This is a genomic window from Sphingomonas aliaeris, from assembly GCF_016743815.1.
GTDB lineage: Bacteria > Pseudomonadota > Alphaproteobacteria > Sphingomonadales > Sphingomonadaceae > Sphingomonas > Sphingomonas aliaeris.
On record NZ_CP061035.1, the window covers coordinates 3,405,294 to 3,423,117 of the forward strand.

Below are 17,824 nucleotides of genomic sequence, written 5' to 3' on the forward strand. Positions count from 1 at the left end.
GAAGGAGGGTTTTCCATCCCTCCCCCATCGGTGTAGGACGCGGCCTATGACCGATCCCGACACACTTGCGCGCAACCGGTATCTGGCGATCGTCGCCAGCCGGCCGGTCGCGGCGGCGGGGGCGGTGTTCGGGCTGGTGTTGCTGTCGCGCGGGATTTCGATCGGGCAGAAGATCCTGGGTACGGCGATCGTCATCTCCGCGATGATCGTGATGGCGGTGGTGCCCGCAGCGCTTGCCCGGCGCTGGCGCACGCCGCCTGAGGGCTGAGAGACGATGAAGCGATTCTGGACGGATGTGGCGGTGGATGCCGCGGGCGTCGTGACGCTGGACGGCCGGCCGGTGCGCACGCCGGGACGCGTGCCGCTGGCCCTGCCCTTCCCCGCGCTCGCCGATGCGGTGGCGGAGGAATGGCGCGGGGTGACGGGCGAGATCGATCCGCGCGCGATGCCGATGACCGGCCTGTCCAATGCAGTGATCGACCGGATCGCCCCCGACACCGCCGCCTTCGCCGCGAGTCTGGCGACGTTCGGCGAAAGCGACCTGCTCTATTACCGCGCGCCGGAACCGGATGCTCTGGTCGCGCGGCAGGCGTTGCTGTGGGATCCGCTGCTAAGCTGGGCACGGACGCGGTACGACGTGCATTTCGAGATCGTCCAAGGCGTCATGCACCGCACGCAGCCCGCCGCGACGATCGCGCGGCTGGGCGATGCGATCGCGGCGCGAACGGCGTGGGAACTGGCCGGCCTGTCCCCGATCGTCACGATCGGCGGATCGCTGATCGCGGCGCTGGCGGTGGTCGAGGGCGCGGCGACCGCCGAAGAGGCGTGGCGCGCGGTCGAGGCGGACGAGGACTGGCAGACCGAGCAATGGGGCCGCGACGAAGTGTCGATCGCAGCACTCGAATCGCGGCGCAGGGATTTCTTCGCGGGTGCGCGTTTCCTGGAACTGATCGGCTGATGTCCGACGGCTGGGCGGAATCGGCCGAAGCCTGGATCGCCGACATGGGTGACGAAGGGGATTTTGGGCGCCGGTTCGTGCTGGATGCGCCGATGCTGAAGCGTGCGGCAGCGGCGGGATCGGGACCGTTCACGACCGTGCTGGACGTCGGATGCGGCGAGGGGCGGTTCTGCCGGATGCTCGCCGATCTGGGGATGGATACGACCGGCATCGATCCGACCGCAGCCTTGATCGACCATGCGCGGATGCTGCACCCCGAGGGTGCCTATGCGATCGGGCGCGCGGAGCGGCTGGATTTCGCGGACGCGTCGTTCGATCTGGTCGTCAGCTATCTGGCGCTGATCGACATTCCCGACATTGCGGCGGGCATTGCGGAAATGGCGCGCGTGTTGCGTCCGGGCGGCACGTTGCTGATCGCCAACCTAAACAGCTTCAACACGGCATCGAACGAAGGGTGGGAAACCGATTGGAGCGGGCATTCGAAGTTCGCGATCGACGATTATCTGGACGAGCGCGCGAACTGGGTCAGCTGGCGCGGGATCCGTATCCAGAACTGGCATCGGCCGCTGTCGACGTATATGTCGCTGCTGATCGGTCAGGGGCTGGTCCTGACGCATTTCGCCGAGCCTGCGCCGGTCGGGGGGATGCGAAACAGGGGGGACCGGTATCGGCGGGTGCCCTGGTTCATGATGATGGAATGGCGGAAGCCTGATCGGTCCTGATTTTGTTCACGCGAAGGCGCGAAGGCACGAAGGATGTTTCCCGGGCTGGTTGTTTCGGGCGACGTGGATGCGTGGCCGTCAAGAAGTGAAAGATAAGCAGGACGTGCGGCTTGCACGTCTTCGCGTCTTTGCGCCTTCGCGTGAACTCATCTGAATAAGAGAGTTGGTTCGCGCAGAGGCGCAGAGAGCGCGGAGGAGGTGCGCTTGCGGTTGCCGCACGTCCTATCTCGACCGTCCGATTTTAGCTCTCGCGATCGCAGCGGGGGACGATTTCTCTGCGTCCTCGGCGACTCTGCGCGAACAATCCTTCTAAATCAGCGCAGGAGTTTGCGGATGAAGCCGATGATGCCTGTCTGACGTGAGCGCTTGAGGCGTTCCGCCGCGAGGATCGTCTTCACCCCGTCGAAGCAGGTTTCCACATGGTCGTTGACCAGGACGTAGTCGTACCCGTCCCAATGGCTGACCTCGTTCGCGGCGCGGTCCATGCGGGCGTCGATGACTTCCATCGCGTCAGTGCGGCGGTCGATCAGGCGCTGGCGCAGGACGGGCATCGACGGTGGCAGGATGAAGACGCGGACGACATCGCCGCCGGCCAGCTGGTGCAATTGCTGCGCACCCTGCCAGTCGATGTCGAACAGGATGTCCTTGCCCTGTTCCAGCACGTTCCAGACCTGCGCCTTGGGCGTGCCGTAACGATGGCCGAAGACATGCGCCCATTCGAGGAATTCGTGATTGGCGACCATCTCGCGAAACGTTTCGAGATCGGTGAAGTGATAATGGACGCCGTCCACCTCGCCTGGGCAGATCGGCCGCGTCGTGTAGGAGATCGACACGACGAGTTCGGGGTTCGATTCGAGCAGCTTGCCTGCGATCGTCGATTTGCCCGCGCCCGAAGGCGAGGACAGTACGAACATCATCCCCCGGCGTTTGAAACCGTGGGGATCTTCGGGGTCGATCGTCTTTGCGGAATCCGGCATGGGCGCTAGTGGCGGCGTGACGGGGCGTCCGTCAAGTCATGCGCGCATCGCCATGCCAGATTCGAGGCCGCGGATCAGACCGTTCGCCGGGACTCGCGGTGCCGGTCATAGGCCTTTTTCGCGACATAGGCGCCGCCGAGCGCGAGGCCGAGCGGACCCATGCGGGTCAGCACGCGACTGGCGATCATGCCGATCGCGGCGCCTTTCAGCCCGCTGTCACCGTTGCGACGATCGATCTCAGCGCCGATCAGGGACCCCAGAATACCGCGAATCATGCACCTTCTCCATTTCCGAATGCTTTGTTCTTGAGTTCGGCCGCACCGCGCAAGACGGCCCAGCCGACCGCGTAAGTCACCGCGAGCGGCAGAACGACCTTCAGCACATTGGCGGTGATCGCACCGATGATCGCGCCGTCCGCCGCACCGTCGTCGCCACTCATCGCGTCGATCCCGCCGCCGATCAGCGCACCAATGGTCGTTGCACTCACGTTCTGTTCCCTCGCATCGTTCGGACAGCATAAAGCGCGAGGGGGGCGGGAGTTCCGTTACCGATCCTCCCCGGCACGGGGATGGGGATCGGCCGGCTCCTTCAGCCGGGTGGTGGAGGGGGTTCTCCGCGAGTGGATCACTGGTGGAGAACCCCCTCCACCATTCGCTGAATGCTCATGGTCCCCCTCCCCGTGCCGGGGAGGAACTAGACCATATCCTCGGGGCGGACGACGCGATCGAACGTGGCTTCGTCGACCAGGTTGAGCGCGAGCCCCGCCTCGCGCAGCGTCAGCCCTTCGGCATGCGCATGCTTGGCGATCTTCGCGGCATTGTCATATCCGATTTCGGGCGCGAGCGCGGTGACGAGCATCAGCGACCGTTCGACCAGATCGGCGATCCGCGCGCGATCGGGCTCCAGCCCGTCGACGCAGCGTTCCGCGAAACTCTGCATGCCCGTGGCGAGCAGATCGATCGAGCGTAGCACCGCCGCCCCGATCAACGGTTTGAACACGTTGAGTTCGAGATGCCCCTGCAGTCCCCCGACCGTCACCGCGGTGTGATTGCCGATCACCTGTGCGGCGACCATTGTCAGCATCTCGCACTGCGTCGGATTGACCTTGCCCGGCATGATCGAACTGCCCGGTTCGTTTTCCGGCAGGCTGAGTTCGCCGATTCCCGAGCGCGGGCCGGAGCCGAGCAGGCGGATGTCGTTTGCTATCTTCGTCAGAGACACGGCGAGCCCGTTCAGCCGCCCGGAAAAATCGACCAACGTGTCGTGGCTGGCCAGGGCCTCGAACTTGTTGGGCGCCGTTTCGAACGGGAAGCCGGTCAGGTCGGCGATCGCGGTGGCGAAATCCTGTGCGAAGCCCGGCGGCGCATTCAGCCCGGTGCCGACCGCCGTCCCGCCCTGTGCGAGCTTGCTGAGCCCGTGATCGATCAACGGGACGATGCGCGTCCGGGCGAGGCGGAGTTGCGCATAATAGCCGGAAAATTCCTGTCCCAGAGTCAGCGGCGTCGCATCCTGCAGGTGGGTGCGTCCGATCTTGACGATCTTTCCCCACGCCTCGACCTTGGCGAGCAGGCTGGCCTCGAGCTGTTCGAGCGCGGGGATCAGGCGGCGCGTGGCGGCGAGCGCGGCGGCGATGTGAAGCGCGGTCGGAAAGCTGTCGTTTGACGACTGGCTCATATTGACGTGGTCATTGGGGTGGACCGGCGACTTGCCGCCGCGCTTGCCCGTCAAGATCTCGTTCGCGCGACCGGCGATCACCTCGTTGACGTTCATGTTGCTCTGCGTGCCCGATCCCGTCTGCCAGATGACCAGCGGGAAATGATCGTCGAGCTTGCCGCTGGCGACTTCGGCGGCGGCGGTATCGATCGCATCGGCGAGCTTCGGGTCTAGGCCGTGCGTGCGATTGACGCGGGCCGCGGCCTGTTTGACCAGGGCGAGCGCGTGGACGATCTCGATCGGCATGCGTTCGTGCGCACCGAACGGGAAGTTTTCGATCGACCGCTGGGTCTGGGCCGCCCAATAAGCGTGGACGGGGACTTCGATGGGGCCGAAGCTGTCGGTTTCGGTGCGGGTTTCCTGGGTCACGCTGCAATCACCTCCGTCATGCGGGACCGGCGCGGCATCGACCGGTCGACGAGTCCCGAACGGGGTATGTGCGGATCGGTCGCCCCCGGGACAAGTCCGGGCGGCAATTGATACCGGACGTGGCGACCAGCCTTATTTCTTGCGCTTGAAGTCCACGGCGACGACGTTCGATCCGTCCTCGACCGGCACCGCGGTCGGGCCGTCATTCTCCGCCTCGTCATGCGGATCGGGTCCGTCGGGACCTTCCTGCGCCTGGAAGCGGAGTTCGAAGTTCACGCTGGGATCGTGGAAGCCGGTGACCGACGAATAGGGAATGACCAGTTTCGACGGCACCTGATTGAAGCTCAAACCGATCGAGAATTTCTCGTCGTCGACGACCAGGTCCCAATAGCGATTCTGCATGACGATGGTCATTTCGTCGGGAAAACGCTCGATCAGACGCTTGGGGATATCGACTCCGGGCGCCTGCGTCTTGAAGGTGATGTAGAAGTGGTGGTCGCCGGGCAGACCGCCATTTTCCGCAACCGAGCCGAGCACCCGGCCGACCACGGCACGAAGCGCCTCCTGGACGATTTCGTCATAAGGAATCAGGCTGTCTGGCATTCCATCGCTCATGGCCCCTTGGGTAGCGGGATTGCCGGACGGGTCAAGGCAGGACGGTTCAAGATGGGCTGGTCAAGGCGGGCTGGTCAAGATTGCACGAAACCAACCAGCCGCTATTAGCGCGGGCATGCGCACCGCCACCATCAGCCGCCGGACCAGCGAAACCAGCATCGACGTCACCGTCGATCTCGACGGGACGGGCGCCTACGACGTCTCGACCGGAGTCGGTTTCTTCGATCACATGCTCGAACAATTGTCGCGCCATTCGCTGATCGACCTGAGGGTGAAGACGGTCGGCGACCTGCATATCGACCAGCACCATACGGTCGAGGATACGGGCCTGGCGATCGGCGAGGCAATCCTGAAGGCGCTGGGCGAGAAACGCGGCATCCGCCGCTATGCCGACGCGCTCTCGCCGATGGACGAGACGTTGACGCGCGTCGCGATCGATATCTCCGGGCGGCCGTATCTGGTGTGGAAGACGGAATTCTCGCAGAAGAAGCTCGGCGAGATGGATACGGAAATGTTCGAACATTTCTTCCATTCGTTCGCGCAGACGGCAGGCGTCACGCTGCACATCGAGACGCTGTACGGGCAGAACAACCATCATATCGCCGAGGCCGCGTTCAAGGGGCTGGCGCGGGCGTTGCGCGAAGCGGTCGAGATCGACCCGCGCAAGGCGGACGCGATTCCCAGTACCAAGGGCACGTTGTAACCGTGGAGCGGCCGAACGCGCCCCTGTGCGTCGTCCTGCTGACCTATACCGTGCCGCTGGACGAGATCGACGCGAAGATGAAAGCGCATATGAAGTGGCTGGACGCCGGATATGAGGCGGGCTTGTTCCTCGCGTCCGGACGGCGCGTGCCGCGCACCGGCGGGGTCATCCTGGTTCGCGGGCACCGGAAAGAGGTCGAGGCTTTGGTCGCGAGCGATCCGTTCGTCGGTAGCGGCGCGGCGCAGGCCGAGGTGATCGAATTCAACGCGTCGCAGGCATCCGACGGGTTTGCGGAACTGATCGCATGACGCTGGCGCTGATCGATTACGGTGCGGGCAATCTGCACTCGGTCGCCAACGCGCTGAAAGCGGCGGGCGCACGCGACGTGGCGATCACCGCGGATGCGGATGTCGTGGCGAAGGCGGAGCGGATCGTGCTGCCCGGCGTGGGGGGCGTTCGGCGCTTGTGCCGCCGCGCTGCGTGCCGTGCCCGGAATGATCGAGGCGCTCGACATGCGGGTGCAGCGGGAAGGCACGCCGTTCCTGGGCATCTGCGTCGGGATGCAATTGATGGCTGAGGCGGGCGAGGAACATGGCGTGCATGCCGGTCTCGGCTGGATGCCGGGAACGGTCGCCTTGCTGGAACCGGACGAGGCGAGCGCGAAGGTGCCGCATATGGGCTGGAACGACGTCGTGCCGACATCCCCGCATCCGCTGATCGTGCCGGGCGAGGCCTATTTCCTGCATTCCTACGCCTATCGCGGCGACGGCATCATCGCGACGACGGATCATGCCGGCGCGGTGACCGCCGCGATCGGTCGGGACACGATGCTGGGCGTGCAATTCCATCCCGAGAAGAGCCAGCGTTACGGCATCGCATTGCTCGAAAGGTTCCTGACATGGCGTCCCTGATCGTTTTTCCCGCCATCGATCTGAAGGGCGGACAGGTCGTGCGTCTGGCCGAGGGCGATATGGATCGCGCGACGGTCTATGGCGACGATCCCGCAGCGCAAGCGATGGTCTTCGCCGGGCAAGGGGCGGGATATCTGCACGTCGTCGATCTGGACGGCGCGTTTGCGGGCGCGTCCGTCAATGGGGATGCGGTGCGCGAGATCGTCGCGCAATTCCCGGGGCATGTGCAACTGGGCGGCGGGATCCGCGACCGGGCGGCGATCGAGCGCTGGTTCGACCTGGGCGTATCGCGCGTGGTGATCGGCACTGCGGCGCTGGAGAACCCCGATCTGGTGCGCACGGCGGCGAAGGATTTTCCCGGCGGCATCGTCGTCGCGGTGGACGCGAAGGACGGCATGGTCGCGACGCGCGGCTGGGCAGATGTGTCGGACGTCGAGGTGATCGACATGGCGCGGCGGTTCGAGGATGCGGGTGTCGCGTCGCTGCTGTTCACCGATGTCGGGCGCGACGGCATGCTGAAGGGGTGTAACGTCGAGGCGACGGTCGATCTGGCGCGCGCGGTGCGCATTCCGGTGATCGCGAGCGGCGGCGTAAAGGGGATCGGCGAGATCCATGTACTCGCGCTGCATTCGAAGGATGGCGTCGAGGGGGTCATCACCGGGCGCGCCTTGTATGACGGGCGTCTGGATCTGGCCGCGGCGCTCAGCGTGGCGGCGGCGGCGTGAAGTTGGTTCACGCGGAGACGCGGAGGCGCGGAGATAGAAGGCAGAAGGTTTGTTCGCGCAGAGGCGCAGAGAGCGCAGAGAGGACATGCTCTACCGCGAATGCGGTCCTCGATCGTCTCGCGCTGTATTCATGCACGCTTTCGCGCGCTTCTTCTCTGCGCTCTCTGCGCCTCTGCGCGAACAAACCTTCTTCTCTCCGCGTCTCCGCGTCTCCGCGTGAACAAAGCCTTAGGTCCCCCCGATGACGGTCCGCGCGCGCGTTATTCCGTGTCTGGACGTCGCCAATGGCCGCGTCGTGAAGGGCGTGAATTTCGTCGATCTGAAAGATGCCGGCGATCCGGTCGAGCAGGCACGCGCCTATGATGCGGCGGGGGCGGACGAACTGTGTTTCCTCGATATCACCGCCAGCCATGAGGCACGCGGCACGATCCTGGACGTCGTTCGACGGACCGCGGAGGTGTGCTTCATGCCGGTGACGGTCGGCGGCGGGGTGCGATCCGCCGAGGATGCGCGGGCGCTGTTGCTGGCAGGCGCGGACAAGGTCGCGGTCAATTCCGCCGCGGTCGCCCGCCCCGAGCTGGTCGCGGACATCGCCGACCGCTTCGGCAGCCAGTGCTGCGTCGCTTCGGTCGATGCGCGGCGGACCGGCGCCGTCGGTTCGGGGGGCTGGGAAGTCTTCACGCATGGCGGACGGCGCGCGACGGGGATCGATGCGGTTGAGCACGCGCTCAATCTGGTGCGGCTGGGCGCGGGCGAATTGCTCGTCACGTCGATGGACCGTGATGGAACGCGCAGTGGCTACGATTTGGACCTGATGCGCACGATCGCGGATCAGGTCGCGGTGCCGGTGGTCGCATCGGGCGGCGTCGGCGGACTGGACGATCTGGTCGCGGGCGTGATCGAGGGACATGCGAGCGCGGTGCTGGCGGCGAGCATCTTCCATTTTGGCGAGGCGAGTATCGCCGATGCGCATGCCGCGCTGGCAGCGGCGGGGGTGGCGGTTCGGCGACCGGTCTGAGCCGGAACGACCGAGCCAACCAATTCCGGCCTTTGGTGCTGAGCTTGCCGAAAAGCGGTGAAGGCAGAACAGGTGCTTCGATAGGCTCAGCACGAACGGGGTGTGGAATAGTAAGCAGTTAGATGACCGGAATTTAACGTCATGACGCTATCTCGACCGGATGCGCACACTGCTCTTCCTCCTGTTCATTCTCCCAACGGCGCTTGTCGCGCAGCCCCATAGCGGTGTGATCCATAGCCGGAGCATGCCCGAACTCTCGGATATCGCTTTGTTCGGCATGGCGGTTCTGGGCGTGTGGATCGTGCGGCGCGCGATGCGGGCGCGGTTCGCGGGCCGCCGCGAGGATTGACCTCGGCTGACGCTTGCGTCAGCGGAGACGGATGGCCGACGATATCCTGAACACGCTGGAAGCAGTGATCCGCGAACGGCGCGGGGGTGATCCCGCGACCTCCTACACCGCTAAGCTGTTTGCCCGCGGACGCGCCAAGATCGCGCAGAAAGTAGGCGAGGAAGCGGTGGAAACCGTCATCGCGGCGGTCGCCGACGACCGCGAGGAGATGGTCAAGGAAGCGACCGACCTGGTCTTTCACCTGCTGGTCCTGCTTGCGGATGCCGGACTGTCGCTGGACGACGTCCGTGCCGAGATCGGCCGCCGCGAAGGCGTGTCGGGGATCGACGAGAAGGCGGCGCGGACGTCCTGATTTTTCCCTGCCGCTTTCGGGGTCCGCACCTGAACCTGTCCTCTCCCGCTTGCGGGAGGGCTCCTTTAATTCTCCGCTCCCGCTTGCGGGAGGGTGCCTTTATTTCTCCCCTGCCGCTTGCGGGAGGGGTTGGGGGAGGGCATAAATCACCACCGCGTCGGGACAGTGGGGCAGGCCCTCCCCTAACCCCTCCCGCAAGCGGGAGGGGGATTCATGCCGATCGACGCCACCAAGCCGTATGACGACCAGAACATCTTCGCGAAGATCCTGCGCGGAGAGATTCCGTCGCAGCGCGTGTATGAAGACGAATGGGCGGTCGCCTTCCACGACATCAATGCGCAGTCGCCGATCCACATCCTGGTGATCCCGCGCGGGCCCTATGTCTCATGGGACGATTTCAGCGCCAAGGGATCGGATGCGGAGATCGCCGGCTTCATCCGCGCGGTCGGCAAGATTGCGCGCGATGCTGGGCTGGTCGTGCCGGGATACCGTTTGCTCGCCAATACTGGACGGCAATCGGGGCAGGAAGTCCCGCATTTCCATGTCCATATCCTCGCCGGGCAACCGCTCGGCCCGATGCTGGCGAAGAAGTAGCGGCGGGGATCTGGGCTCCGTTCGTTTCGAGCGGAGTCGATAGGCCACAACTACTCCCCTCCCTGAAAGGGAGGGGTTGGGGGTGGGTTGGTTCGAGGCGCGTACGAGGCCAGCCAACTGGCCAACCCACCCCCGGCCCCTCCCTTTCAGGGAGGGGAGAAGAACGGCGCCAGAAACGAGCGGACGATATGGATGCCGCTCAAGGCCCCCTACCCAACGCACCCCGGCGATAAGGGATTGCACGTCACCGATTTGTCATTAGGCTTCGCGCCATAATCGGATCGCCGTTTCGGGTCGGGGCGGCATAGGGGAAATCAGTAATGGCATCACAGCCCACAAAGGGTGTGCTTTCGCGCATGTTGCTCCGCAAGACGGTGGAGCAGGTGCAGCGGGAGACAGAGAAGAGTGAACTGAAACGCACGCTGGGCGCATGGAACCTCGTGTTCCTGGGCATCGGCTGCATCATCGGCGCGGGCATCTTCGTCCGCACGGGCAGCGCGGCATCGCTGCATGCCGGCCCGGCCGTCCTGATCTCTTTCGTCATCGCCGGGATCGTCTGTGGCCTTGCCGGCCTGTGCTACGCCGAACTGTCGTCCACCCTGCCCGTCTCCGGATCGGCTTATACCTACAGCTACACCACGATCGGCGAATTCGCCGCGTGGATCATGGGCGCGCTGCTGCTGCTGGAATACGGCCTGGCGGCATCGGTCGTCGCGGTCGGCTGGGCAGGCTATGTCGTCAGCCTGCTCCGCGATTTCGGGCTGGTCATTCCGGTCGCACTCACCGGGCCGACCGGGCATACGGTGATGCAGGCGGTCGGTAACGATCTGGCGCCGGTGCTCGTCAACGGCGCGCCGGTGACGTATCTGTTCAACCTGCCCGCCTTCCTGATCTGCATGGCGATGACCGCCCTGCTCGTCGTCGGCGTTTCGGAAAGCGCGAAGGTCAACAACTTCATCGTCGCGGTGAAGCTGACCGTGATCATCGCGTTCATCCTGATCTGCGGCGGCTTCGTGATCGCGCATTTCGATACGCTGAAGTCCAACTGGGACCCCTTCATCCCGGCAGCGACGGGTGAGGACGGCAAGTTCGGCTGGGGCGGCATCCTGCGCGCCGCATCGATCGTGTTCTTCGCGTATATCGGGTTCGAAGCGGTTTCGACCGCGGGCCAGGAAGCCAAGGACCCGAAGAAGGACATGCCGATCGGCCTGCTCGGCAGCCTTGCCGCGTGCACGATCATCTACATCCTCGTGTCGATCGTGATGACGCTGATCGTCAACTACAAGACGTTGAACGTGCCGGATCCCGTCGCGGTCGCAGTCGATGCGCTGGGCCCGCAATGGGCCTGGTTCGCCAAGCTGGTGAAGGCCGGCGCGATCGTCGGCCTGACCTCGGTCGTGCTCGTGCTGATGTATGGCCAGACGCGCATCTTCTACACGATGGCGCGCGACGGCCTGCTGCCGCGCGTGTTCGCCACCGTCCACCAGAAGTTCAAGACGCCGTGGGTCAACACGATCCTGGTCGGCTTGATCACGGCTTGCGCGGCGGCGTTCTTCGACATCAACACGCTGGGCGACATGACGTCGGTCGGCACGCTGGCGGCATTCGCGATCGTCTGCCTGTCGGTCATCTGGCTGCGCAAGACGCATCCGGAGATCCCGCGCGGGTTCAAGGTGCCGTTGTTCCCGATCCTGCCGGGTCTGGGCATCGTCGCCTGTATCGCGCTGATCTTCACCGTCGAATACCGCGTGCTGGTGTTCTTCGGCTGGTACACGCTGGCCGCGATCATACTGTATTTCGTCTACGGGATGCACAATAGCCGGCTGGCCAAGGGCCTGGACGAGGAAGACGGCCCGGACATGGGCGAGTATGTCGCGCCGGTGGGGACGCAGCCCTGATCGGCTAAGGCCGAGCGATGTGAAAAGGGGCCGGGAGAGCGATCTCCCGGCCCTTTTTTTGTTGGGCTGCTTCTGGCTTTGCTTGGGTCGGGTAAGAGCCCCCGTCTGGCTACTTCCCGCACCCTTTCGTTTCGAGCGTAGTCGAGAAACAGGCCGTTCGGACTATCGAGAGAGTTTCTCGACTACGCTCGAAACGAACGGGATGAGGTGGTGTCAGCGCTGGGGCCGGGGGGCTGGGGGCAGGATATATCGTGCCGATGCCGCACACTTGCTCACCTCCCTGGAAGGGAGGGGTTGGGGGTGGGTGGCGTCCTGGCGGTGCAGACGGTTTAGGCATGACGTGACAGTATCGCCAGGCCTCGACCCACCCCCGGCCCCTCCCTTCCAGGGAGGGTGGGAAGAAGTGGGTTGCTCAAACGGAACGCAAACCGCCTCAGTCCATCTTCGCGGCCAGCGCTTTCAAGTCCACCTGCGGGCGGGCGCCGACATGGCTGATGATTTCCGCCGCGCACAGTGCGCCCAGCTTCAGCGACTGTTCGACGCTCTTGCCGTTGGCCTGGCCGGACAGGAAGCCGGCGGCGAACAGATCGCCTGCGCCGGTCGTGTCGACGACGCGCTCGACCGGGGCGGCGGGAACCGCGACGGTCTTGCCGCCGGATACCGCGATCGCGCCGTTCTCGCTGCGGGTGACGACCAGCATCGGCACTTCGCGTGCCGCCTCCGCGACCGCCGCGTCAAAATCCTCGACGCCCATTAGTGCGAGGATTTCGGCTTCGTTGGCGAACATGATGTCGATCAGGCCGTCCGCCATCAGCTTGCGGAAATCGCCGCCGTGACGCGAGATGCAGAACACGTCGCTGAGCGTGAAGGCGACCTTGCGGCCGGCCTTGCGCGCGACCTCGATCGCCGCGCGCATCGCCTGGCGCGGTTCCTCCGGATCCCACAGATAGCCTTCCAGATACAGGATCGCGGCATCGGCGATCAGCGCGCGGTCGAGCGCGGATTCGGGCAGGAATTGCGATGCGCCGAGGAAGGTGTTCATCGTGCGCTGGCCGTCCGGCGTCACGAAGATCAGGCAGCGCGCAGTGGTCGGTTCGCCGTCGCGGGGTGCGGTACCGAACGTCACGCCCATCGCGCGGATGTCGTGCGCGAAGACGTCGCCGAGCTGGTCGTTCGCGACCTGACCGATGAAGCCGCACTTGCCGCCCAATGCCGCGATGCCAGCGACGGTGTTCGCCGCGGAGCCGCCGCTCGCCTCGATCCCGGGGCCCATCTTTCCGTACAATGCATCGGCGTCCTCGGGCGAGAACATCAACTGCATCGAGCCCTTTGCCATCCCCTGTTCGGTAATGAAGGCATCGTCGGCATGCGACAGGACATCGACGATGGCATTGCCGACGGCAACGACGTCATAGGTTGGGGTGGTCAAAACGGGCGCTCCTGAGCGAAATCTGCAATGAGGGCGCCGTAAGGGTCGCGCGGCATGGACGCAACCTGCGACACCCCGCGGCAGACCGGTCAGTCGGAGCGGTCAGTCGGGGCGGTCGCCGCCGAGTGCGGTGATCGCCTCGCCCAGATCGGCGGTGCGGAAAGGCTTCGTCAGCCGCGCCAGATCCGGCGCGACGCTTTCGACCTCCGCATAGCCCGAAATGATCAGCACCCGCAGCGCAGGACACCGGGCAACCGCGATCCGGGCGAGATCGGTCCCCGCCATGCCGGGCATCATGTGATCGCTGACCAACAGGTCGAAATCCTGCTGTCCCATGATGTCGAGCGCGGCCTGCCCGGACTCCGCTTCGGTAACCTGATAGCCGAGCTCCACGAGCATGTCGGCGGTCGCGACGCGAACGACGTCCTCGTCATCGACCAGCAGGACGCGGCCCGACGCGCGCGGCCCGGCGACGTCGGCAGTCGGCGCGGAAGGAGCGGCAATGGAGGTCTCGGCGACGGGCAGCAACATCTCGACCGTCGTGCCGAGCCCCACGCGACTGTCGATCCGCAATCCCCCGCCCAATTGGGACGTCAGACCGTGGACCATCGACAGGCCGAGACCGGTGCCCTTGCCGATCCCCTTGGTCGAGAAGAAGGGTTCGATCGCGCGCGCCAGCGTCGCGGCATCCATCCCGCTGCCCGTATCGCTGACCGAGACGCGGACATAGCGGCCCGGCCCGACCTGATCGTCGCCGGACCGGATCGTGACCGCATCCGCGCCCATCGTCAGCGTACCGCCATCGGGCATCGCGTCGCGCGCATTCACCGCGAGGTTAAGCAACGCCATTTCGAGCTGGTTCACTTCCGCGATGGCGGCGGGCAATGCGTCGGCGATCGCGACTTCCAGCCGGACGCGCGGGCCGGAACTGCTCGCCACCAGATCCCGCATCGCGCCGATCACCTGGCCGACATCGACCGGCTGCGGTTGCAGCGGCTGGCGGCGGGCGAAGGCGAGCAGGCGCTGGACGAGCATCTTGGCGCGCTCCGCCGATTGCAGCCCGCCCTGGACCAGCCTTTGTTCGCGCTCCCCGCCGATACCGCGGCGTTGCAGCAGATCGAGGCTGCCGATGATCGGGGTGAGCAGATTGTTGAAATCGTGCGCCACGCCGCCGGTCAACTGCCCCATCGCCTCCAGCTTCTGGCTCTGGCGCAACGCTTCCTCGGCCATGCGGCGTTCGGTGGTCTCGCTGGCTTCGGGCGCGATGCCCATCACCCGGCCGGATGCATCGCGGATCGGGCGCATGACCAGATCGAACCAGCGCCAACCGCCGACGGGCAGGTCGAGCAACACCTCCTGCCGCACCACCTCGCCATCCGCGACGCGCGGTATCGCCTCCCGTATCGTGTCGGACATTCCCGGCGTACGCGCGAACCACGGCGCGTCCCAATAGGGCCGTCCCTGCACGTCGGCCAACGTTACGGCGGCGGCGGCGAGCGAGGTGGCGTTGGCGTCGATCAACAGGCCGTCGGGCGTCAGCAGCCCCTGGAACCCGAAACTGGTTTCGAAGATCGCGCGCAACCGAGCTTCCTTCTCGCCCAGTTCGGCGGTGCGCAGCCGGACCTGTTCCTCCAGCGTGTCGTTCGCCTTCCGCAGCGCGAGTTCGGCGCGCGCGCGTTCGGTCGCGACGCGCACGCGCTCGGCGAAATCGCGCATCAGTGCGATATCGTCCTCGCTCCAGTCGCGCGGCTCGCGGTGATTGACGAAGACGAGCGCGACGAACTGCCCCTGCTCCAGCAGCGGCATGTTGATGAAGGACGATGCATGGATCTGCTCGAGCGCATCGGCTGTCGCGGACGTTCGCGGATCGGTGCGGGCGTCGCTGACCGTCACGGTGTCGCCCGCTTTCAGCTGATCGATATACGATCCGTAATCGCGGAAGTTGAGCGTACCCGCGATGCTGTCCACACCCGGCGCGTTCCAGTCGTGCGCGACCGTGATCGTCTCCGCTTCGCGGTCGATCGTGCCGTAACCGGCACGTGAAACGCCGAGCGTGCGGGCGAGGATACGCGACGCGGCGAAGGCGATCGCTCCGGGCTCGGCGAGATCGCGGAGCGTATCCGCGAGTTCGATCAACGCCGCCTGCCGCGCCTCGTTTGCCTTGCGCCGGGTGATGTCGATCGACACGCCCGGAAGGCGCAGCGGCGTGCCGTCTTCGTCCAGCATCGCGCGGCCCTGTGCATTGACCCAACGGATGCTGCCGTCGTGCTGCACCAGTCGGTATTCGGACGAGAATCCTCCCCCCGACGCCAGGGCACGGGCGATCGTCGCCTCGACCCGGCCGGCATCTTCCGGATGGATCGCCCGGATAAACTCGTCGATCGGGGCGCCCCGCTGCGCCCGATCGGGATCGACGCCATACATACGGGCGAAGCGAAGGTCGGACGTGACCCGGTCGTTGGGCACGTCCCAATCCCAGGATCCTATCCCGTCGCCGGCAGACAGGGCCTGTTGCAATGCCTCTTCGCTAAGCCGCAACGCGATTTCGCCCGCGACGCGTTCGCTGACGTCGGTGCCCTGGAGGAAGATGCCGGTGACCTTGCCCATCGTGTCGCGGATCGGCTGGAACACGAAATCGACATAGCGATCCTCGATCCGCCCGGTGGTCTTGTCGTCGGCGGAGAATAGCGCACCGGTCGCGACATAAGGCACGCCGCTGGCGTAGACGTCGTCGAGGATACGAACAGAATCCCTGCTCCACCGCCTCGGGCAGGGCCTCCGCTATGGTCTTGCCCGTCACGTCGCTGCGCCCGATCAGCCGGTGATATGCGGTGTTCGTCATGGTCAGCAGATGGTCGGGTCCATCGATCATCGCCATGAAACCGGGGGCCTGATCGAACATCTGCGTGATCAGGTCATGCTCCGCGATCAGCCGCCGTTCCGCCTGAACGCGGCAGGTCGTCTCGATCACGATCGCGATGACGCCGACGATCGTCCCGTCATCGTCGCGCACCGGCGAGTAATCCAGATCCATCCAGACCTGTTCGGGCATGCCGTTGCGATACAGGGTCAGTTCCTGCGACGCGTAGCGCAGCGGTTTGCCCGCCAGCACCGTTTTCAGGACGTTGTCGTTGAAGTCCGCCGCCTCGGGCCAGCATTCCGCCACCGGCCGGCCGAGGATGAACGGGTGCCGGGCGCCACCGATCTCGGCATAGCCTTCATTGTAGATCAGCAGCCCTTCGGGACCCCAGAGCAACGTCATCGGCACTTGCGACGCGACGACCAGACCGACCGCCGTCTTCAGGCTGTGTGGCCAATGCTCAATCGGCCCTACCGGCGTTGCCGACCAGTCATGCGCGCGGATCAGCTCGGCCATATCGCCGCCGCCGGTCAGGAAGCCGGTTCCGGATGATTGCGCGTCGAGCAGAACGTGGCCCCCAATAATCCATGCGCCCCGCCGTATCGCATCCAGGGCGAGGCGAGGTCAGAACAGTATCCTAAACGCTTGGTTCCGCCCGAGCCTCCTTGACCACCCCGCCCCATGCGGCGATCTCTTCGTTGAAATGTCGCGCGACGACGAGATCGCCGGCGATGCCGCGATCCGCGTCGACGTCGGCCGAACCGCTCCACTCCCATGTCGCGTTGCCGGACAGACGGACCATCCCGTCGCTTTCCGCCTGGCCGAGGACCAGGCCCCCGCGGTTAAACACCTTCATCTCCGTGCCGAACGTGCGGCGCCCGGTCAGGCAGGATGAGAAGACCGACGCAGCCATCGCGCTGCCGCAACTGTCGGTCAGCCCCACCCCGCGTTCGAACGTGCGCACGAACAGACCGTCCTCCCGCAACTCGACGAACGAGATGTTGGCGCGATTGGGCAACCAGTCGGGCGCGGATTCGCAGAGTTCGCCGACCACGATCAATTCGCTTTCGTCGATCGGGCCGTCGAAGCTGACGAGATGCGGATTGGGCATCGCCACCGCGGTGAAACGCCGTGTGGTCGGCAGCATCGGGATCACCTGTTCCACGATCTCATGCACGTCCAGGCCGGTCAGCGGCCAGTGCGACACGTCGAGGTCGGCCGGCCCCGCCGTTTCGCGTATCGTGTAGACGCCCGGCGCCAGATCGTCGTCCAGTTCGGCATGCGCGGTCGATGTCTTCAGATGAACCTCCGCCCGGTCCAGGCCCAGCGCCTCGAACCCGGCGCGCGCGACGCAGCGCAGCCCGTTCAGGCACGTCTCCGCCTCCGACCCGTCGGAATTGAACATCCGCATGCCGAATGCCTGCGCCTTGTCGCCGGCGGTCAGCAACAGGATGCCATCCCCGCCGACGGGGCCGCGCCGATCCGCCAGCGCACGCGCAACGCCTGCCCAGACCTGATCGTCCAGACGGATGTCGCGCGCGTCGATCAACGGGAAATCGTTACCCGATCCGTGGCATTTGATGAAATCGAACCGCATGCGAACGACCTAAACCCGTCCTTCCCGTGCGGCA

Annotated in this window: 19 protein-coding genes and 1 pseudogene; 11 read left to right on the forward strand and 9 right to left on the reverse strand. The window is 65.4% G+C overall.

The window, feature by feature from the left end:
• Positions 1–46: 46 nt before the first annotated feature.
• Genes H5J25_RS16085 through H5J25_RS16095 form a run of 3 tightly spaced genes read left to right on the forward strand, consistent with a single transcriptional unit; the run spans position 47 to position 1,680 of the window.
• Entirely contained in the window at positions 47–268 is a 222-nt protein-coding gene (locus tag H5J25_RS16085; protein WP_202092802.1) for a hypothetical protein, read from the forward strand.
• Positions 269–274: 6 nt separating this feature from the next.
• Positions 275–958: an ATP12 family chaperone protein gene (locus H5J25_RS16090; protein WP_202092804.1), complete on the forward strand. Its 684-nt coding sequence runs from the start codon at positions 275–277 to the stop codon at positions 956–958.
• Positions 958–1,680 carry a class I SAM-dependent methyltransferase gene (locus H5J25_RS16095; RefSeq protein WP_202092806.1) on the forward strand — a complete coding sequence of 241 codons (723 nt, stop codon included), beginning with the start codon at positions 958–960 and terminating at the stop codon, positions 1,678–1,680. The genes H5J25_RS16090 and H5J25_RS16095 overlap by 1 nt, the downstream gene beginning before the upstream one ends.
• A 314-nt stretch (positions 1,681–1,994) precedes the next feature.
• Here H5J25_RS16095 and gmk read toward each other — a convergent pair whose 3' ends face one another.
• The 5 genes from gmk to H5J25_RS16120 form a co-directional block, all read right to left on the reverse strand.
• Positions 1,995–2,657, reverse strand: coding sequence for a guanylate kinase (gene gmk / locus H5J25_RS16100; RefSeq protein WP_225883183.1), 663 nt, complete (start codon positions 2,655–2,657; stop codon positions 1,995–1,997).
• 74 nt (positions 2,658–2,731) lie between these two features.
• Positions 2,732–2,932: a hypothetical protein gene (locus H5J25_RS16105; protein ID WP_202092812.1), complete on the reverse strand. Its 201-nt coding sequence runs from the start codon at positions 2,930–2,932 to the stop codon at positions 2,732–2,734.
• A complete protein-coding gene (locus H5J25_RS16110) occupies positions 2,929–3,144 on the reverse strand; it encodes a hypothetical protein (protein WP_202092814.1) in 216 nt (71 codons plus the stop codon). The genes H5J25_RS16105 and H5J25_RS16110 overlap by 4 nt, the downstream gene beginning before the upstream one ends.
• 206 nt (positions 3,145–3,350) lie before the next feature.
• Entirely contained in the window at positions 3,351–4,739 is a 1,389-nt protein-coding gene (gene fumC, locus H5J25_RS16115) for a class II fumarate hydratase (protein ID WP_202092819.1), read from the reverse strand.
• A gap of 132 nt (positions 4,740–4,871) precedes the next feature.
• On the reverse strand, positions 4,872–5,354 hold the full coding sequence (locus H5J25_RS16120; RefSeq protein WP_202092821.1) for an SspB family protein: 483 nt from the start codon (positions 5,352–5,354) through the stop codon (positions 4,872–4,874).
• Positions 5,355–5,469: 115 nt separating this feature from the next.
• Here H5J25_RS16120 and hisB point away from each other — a divergent pair, with 115 nt between their 5' ends.
• From hisB to H5J25_RS16165, 8 genes and pseudogenes are all read left to right on the forward strand, one after another.
• On the forward strand, positions 5,470–6,057 hold the full coding sequence (gene hisB, locus H5J25_RS16125) for an imidazoleglycerol-phosphate dehydratase HisB (protein ID WP_202092823.1): 588 nt from the start codon (positions 5,470–5,472) through the stop codon (positions 6,055–6,057).
• Positions 6,058–6,059: 2 nt separating this feature from the next.
• Positions 6,060–6,365 (forward strand): YciI family protein, encoded by a 306-nt coding sequence (locus tag H5J25_RS16130; protein ID WP_225883184.1) that lies wholly within the window; start codon positions 6,060–6,062, stop codon positions 6,363–6,365.
• Positions 6,362–6,968 (forward strand): annotated as a pseudogene (hisH, locus tag H5J25_RS16135) (imidazole glycerol phosphate synthase subunit HisH). Before H5J25_RS16130 ends, hisH begins: the two are co-directional and overlap by 4 nt.
• Positions 6,956–7,693: a 1-(5-phosphoribosyl)-5-[(5-phosphoribosylamino)methylideneamino]imidazole-4-carboxamide isomerase gene (hisA, locus tag H5J25_RS16140; RefSeq protein WP_202092830.1), complete on the forward strand. Its 738-nt coding sequence runs from the start codon at positions 6,956–6,958 to the stop codon at positions 7,691–7,693. Before hisH ends, hisA begins: the two are co-directional and overlap by 13 nt.
• Positions 7,694–7,934: 241 nt before the next feature.
• Positions 7,935–8,711, forward strand: coding sequence for an imidazole glycerol phosphate synthase subunit HisF (gene hisF / locus H5J25_RS16145; protein WP_202092837.1), 777 nt, complete (start codon positions 7,935–7,937; stop codon positions 8,709–8,711).
• 380 nt (positions 8,712–9,091) lie between these two features.
• Entirely contained in the window at positions 9,092–9,412 is a 321-nt protein-coding gene (locus H5J25_RS16155; protein WP_202092841.1) for a phosphoribosyl-ATP diphosphatase, read from the forward strand.
• Between the two features lie 213 nt (positions 9,413–9,625).
• A complete protein-coding gene (locus tag H5J25_RS16160; RefSeq protein ID WP_202092842.1) occupies positions 9,626–10,006 on the forward strand; it encodes a histidine triad nucleotide-binding protein in 381 nt (126 codons plus the stop codon).
• A gap of 320 nt (positions 10,007–10,326) precedes the next feature.
• A complete protein-coding gene (locus H5J25_RS16165) occupies positions 10,327–11,904 on the forward strand; it encodes an amino acid permease (RefSeq protein ID WP_225883185.1) in 1,578 nt (525 codons plus the stop codon).
• A gap of 433 nt (positions 11,905–12,337) precedes the next feature.
• On the opposite strand, the gene H5J25_RS16170 is transcribed toward H5J25_RS16165, so the two are convergent.
• The 4 genes from H5J25_RS16170 to dapF all read right to left on the reverse strand — a co-directional run bounded on the left by H5J25_RS16170 (position 12,338) and on the right by dapF (position 17,790).
• A complete protein-coding gene (locus H5J25_RS16170; RefSeq protein ID WP_202092844.1) occupies positions 12,338–13,333 on the reverse strand; it encodes an adenosine kinase in 996 nt (331 codons plus the stop codon).
• 102 nt (positions 13,334–13,435) lie between these two features.
• Entirely contained in the window at positions 13,436–15,940 is a 2,505-nt protein-coding gene (locus tag H5J25_RS16175; RefSeq protein WP_225883540.1) for a GAF domain-containing hybrid sensor histidine kinase/response regulator, read from the reverse strand.
• Positions 15,861–16,709, reverse strand: coding sequence for a PAS domain-containing protein (locus H5J25_RS20855; protein WP_225883186.1), 849 nt, complete (start codon positions 16,707–16,709; stop codon positions 15,861–15,863). The genes H5J25_RS16175 and H5J25_RS20855 overlap by 80 nt, the downstream gene beginning before the upstream one ends.
• Before the next feature lie 121 nt (positions 16,710–16,830).
• Positions 16,831–17,790, reverse strand: coding sequence for a diaminopimelate epimerase (gene dapF, locus H5J25_RS16180; protein ID WP_202092854.1), 960 nt, complete (start codon positions 17,788–17,790; stop codon positions 16,831–16,833).
• Positions 17,791–17,824 lie beyond the last annotated feature (34 nt).

What these genes read in the sequence shown, in the direction of transcription:
- H5J25_RS16160 (WP_202092842.1), top strand. Translation starts at nt 9,626, where the DNA reads ATGCCGATCGACGCCACCAAGCCGTATGACGACCAGAACATCTTCGCG.
- gmk (WP_225883183.1), bottom strand. Translation starts at nt 2,657, where the DNA reads ATGCCGGATTCCGCAAAGACGATCGACCCCGAAGATCCCCACGGTTTC.
- hisA (WP_202092830.1), top strand. Translation starts at nt 6,956, where the DNA reads ATGGCGTCCCTGATCGTTTTTCCCGCCATCGATCTGAAGGGCGGACAG.
- H5J25_RS16090 (WP_202092804.1), top strand. Translation starts at nt 275, where the DNA reads ATGAAGCGATTCTGGACGGATGTGGCGGTGGATGCCGCGGGCGTCGTG.
- H5J25_RS16175 (WP_225883540.1), bottom strand. Translation starts at nt 15,940, where the DNA reads ATGGGCAAGGTCACCGGCATCTTCCTCCAGGGCACCGACGTCAGCGAA.
- dapF (WP_202092854.1), bottom strand. Translation starts at nt 17,790, where the DNA reads ATGCGGTTCGATTTCATCAAATGCCACGGATCGGGTAACGATTTCCCG.
- hisF (WP_202092837.1), top strand. Translation starts at nt 7,935, where the DNA reads ATGACGGTCCGCGCGCGCGTTATTCCGTGTCTGGACGTCGCCAATGGC.
- hisB (WP_202092823.1), top strand. Translation starts at nt 5,470, where the DNA reads ATGCGCACCGCCACCATCAGCCGCCGGACCAGCGAAACCAGCATCGAC.
- H5J25_RS16105 (WP_202092812.1), bottom strand. Translation starts at nt 2,932, where the DNA reads ATGATTCGCGGTATTCTGGGGTCCCTGATCGGCGCTGAGATCGATCGT.
- H5J25_RS16095 (WP_202092806.1), top strand. Translation starts at nt 958, where the DNA reads ATGTCCGACGGCTGGGCGGAATCGGCCGAAGCCTGGATCGCCGACATG.
- H5J25_RS16155 (WP_202092841.1), top strand. Translation starts at nt 9,092, where the DNA reads ATGGCCGACGATATCCTGAACACGCTGGAAGCAGTGATCCGCGAACGG.
- H5J25_RS16120 (WP_202092821.1), bottom strand. Translation starts at nt 5,354, where the DNA reads ATGAGCGATGGAATGCCAGACAGCCTGATTCCTTATGACGAAATCGTC.
- H5J25_RS16085 (WP_202092802.1), top strand. Translation starts at nt 47, where the DNA reads ATGACCGATCCCGACACACTTGCGCGCAACCGGTATCTGGCGATCGTC.
- H5J25_RS20855 (WP_225883186.1), bottom strand. Translation starts at nt 16,709, where the DNA reads ATGGCCGAGCTGATCCGCGCGCATGACTGGTCGGCAACGCCGGTAGGG.
- H5J25_RS16165 (WP_225883185.1), top strand. Translation starts at nt 10,327, where the DNA reads ATGGCATCACAGCCCACAAAGGGTGTGCTTTCGCGCATGTTGCTCCGC.